This is a genomic window from Pseudomonas parakoreensis (assembly GCF_021602155.1).
In the GTDB taxonomy this organism is placed as follows: domain Bacteria; phylum Pseudomonadota; class Gammaproteobacteria; order Pseudomonadales; family Pseudomonadaceae; genus Aquipseudomonas; species Aquipseudomonas parakoreensis.
Genome location: NZ_BQHY01000044.1, coordinates 1 through 2,831 on the forward strand (window position 1 = coordinate 1; position 2,831 = coordinate 2,831).

Sequence of the window (2,831 nt, forward strand, 5' to 3'; positions counted from 1 at the left end):
AAGATGGTTATCTTGTACTGAATACATAGGTGCAAGAGGCGAACCAGGGGAACTGAAACATCTAAGTACCCTGAGGAAAAGAAATCAACCGAGATTCCCTTAGTAGTGGCGAGCGAACGGGGACTAGCCCTTAAGTGGCTTTGAGATTAGCGGAACGCTCTGGAAAGTGCGGCCATAGTGGGTGATAGCCCTGTACGCGAAAGTCTCTTAGTCATGAAATCGAGTAGGACGGAGCACGAGAAACTTTGTCTGAATATGGGGGGACCATCCTCCAAGGCTAAATACTACTGACTGACCGATAGTGAACTAGTACCGTGAGGGAAAGGCGAAAAGAACCCCGGAGAGGGGAGTGAAATAGATCCTGAAACCGTATGCGTACAAGCAGTGGGAGCAGACTTTGTTCTGTGACTGCGTACCTTTTGTATAATGGGTCAGCGACTTATTTTCAGTGGCGAGCTTAACCGAATAGGGGAGGCGTAGCGAAAGCGAGTCTTAATAGGGCGTCTAGTCGCTGGGAATAGACCCGAAACCGGGCGATCTATCCATGGGCAGGTTGAAGGTTAGGTAACACTGACTGGAGGACCGAACCGACTACCGTTGAAAAGTTAGCGGATGACCTGTGGATCGGAGTGAAAGGCTAATCAAGCTCGGAGATAGCTGGTTCTCCTCGAAAGCTATTTAGGTAGCGCCTCATGTATCACTGTAGGGGGTAGAGCACTGTTTCGGCTAGGGGGTCATCCCGACTTACCAAACCGATGCAAACTCCGAATACCTACAAGTGCCGAGCATGGGAGACACACGGCGGGTGCTAACGTCCGTCGTGAAAAGGGAAACAACCCAGACCGTCAGCTAAGGTCCCAAAGTTATGGTTAAGTGGGAAACGATGTGGGAAGGCTTAGACAGCTAGGAGGTTGGCTTAGAAGCAGCCACCCTTTAAAGAAAGCGTAATAGCTCACTAGTCGAGTCGGCCTGCGCGGAAGATGTAACGGGGCTCAAACCATACACCGAAGCTACGGGTATCACGCAAGTGATGCGGTAGAGGAGCGTTCTGTAAGCCTGTGAAGGTGAGTTGAGAAGCTTGCTGGAGGTATCAGAAGTGCGAATGCTGACATGAGTAACGACAATGGGTGTGAAAAACACCCACGCCGAAAGACCAAGGTTTCCTGCGCAACGTTAATCGACGCAGGGTTAGTCGGTCCCTAAGGCGAGGCTGAAAAGCGTAGTCGATGGAAAACAGGTTAATATTCCTGTACTTCTGGTTATTGCGATGGAGGGACGGAGAAGGCTAGGCCAGCTTGGCGTTGGTTGTCCAAGTTTAAGGTGGTAGGCTGAGATCTTAGGTAAATCCGGGATCTTAAGGCCGAGAGCTGATGACGAGTTACCTTTCAGGTGACGAAGTGGTTGATGCCATGCTTCCAAGAAAAGCTTCTAAGCTTCAGATAACCAGGAACCGTACCCCAAACCGACACAGGTGGTTGGGTAGAGAATACCAAGGCGCTTGAGAGAACTCGGGTGAAGGAACTAGGCAAAATGGCACCGTAACTTCGGGAGAAGGTGCGCCGGTGAGGGTGAAGGACTTGCTCCGTAAGCTCATGCCGGTCGAAGATACCAGGCCGCTGCGACTGTTTATTAAAAACACAGCACTCTGCAAACACGAAAGTGGACGTATAGGGTGTGACGCCTGCCCGGTGCCGGAAGGTTAATTGATGGGGTTAGCTAACGCGAAGCTCTTGATCGAAGCCCCGGTAAACGGCGGCCGTAACTATAACGGTCCTAAGGTAGCGAAATTCCTTGTCGGGTAAGTTCCGACCTGCACGAATGGCGTAACGATGGCGGCGCTGTCTCCACCCGAGACTCAGTGAAATTGAAATCGCTGTGAAGATGCAGTGTATCCGCGGCTAGACGGAAAGACCCCGTGAACCTTTACTATAGCTTTGCACTGGACTTTGAATTTGCTTGTGTAGGATAGGTGGGAGGCTTTGAAGCGTGGACGCCAGTTCGCGTGGAGCCATCCTTGAAATACCACCCTGGCAACTTTGAGGTTCTAACTCAGGTCCGTTATCCGGATCGAGGACAGTGTATGGTGGGTAGTTTGACTGGGGCGGTCTCCTCCTAAAGAGTAACGGAGGAGTACGAAGGTGCGCTCAGACCGGTCGGAAATCGGTCGTAGAGTATAAAGGCAAAAGCGCGCTTGACTGCGAGACAGACACGTCGAGCAGGTACGAAAGTAGGTCTTAGTGATCCGGTGGTTCTGTATGGAAGGGCCATCGCTCAACGGATAAAAGGTACTCCGGGGATAACAGGCTGATACCGCCCAAGAGTTCATATCGACGGCGGTGTTTGGCACCTCGATGTCGGCTCATCACATCCTGGGGCTGAAGCCGGTCCCAAGGGTATGGCTGTTCGCCATTTAAAGTGGTACGCGAGCTGGGTTTAGAACGTCGTGAGACAGTTCGGTCCCTATCTGCCGTGGACGTTTGAGATTTGAGAGGGGCTGCTCCTAGTACGAGAGGACCGGAGTGGACGAACCTCTGGTGTTCCGGTTGTCACGCCAGTGGCATTGCCGGGTAGCTATGTTCGGGAAAGATAACCGCTGAAAGCATCTAAGCGGGAAACTTGCCTCAAGATGAGATCTCACTGGAACCTTGAGTTCCCTGAAGGGCCGTCGAAGACTACGACGTTGATAGGTTGGGTGTGTAAGCGCTGTGAGGCGTTGAGCTAACCAATACTAATTGCCCGTGAGGCTTGACCATATAACACCCAAGCAATCTGAATGCTCGAAAGAGACCAGATTGCGGTGTGTGAAGACGCAATGAACCGAAAGTTCGCGC

The 2,831-nt window shown here is 51.8% G+C and carries 1 rRNA gene; it reads left to right on the plus strand.

The annotated features are described in order from the left end of the window. Positions 1 to 2,753 (plus strand): 23S ribosomal RNA (locus L6D63_RS28185); the annotation flags it as partial. Positions 2,754 to 2,831 lie beyond the last annotated feature (78 nt).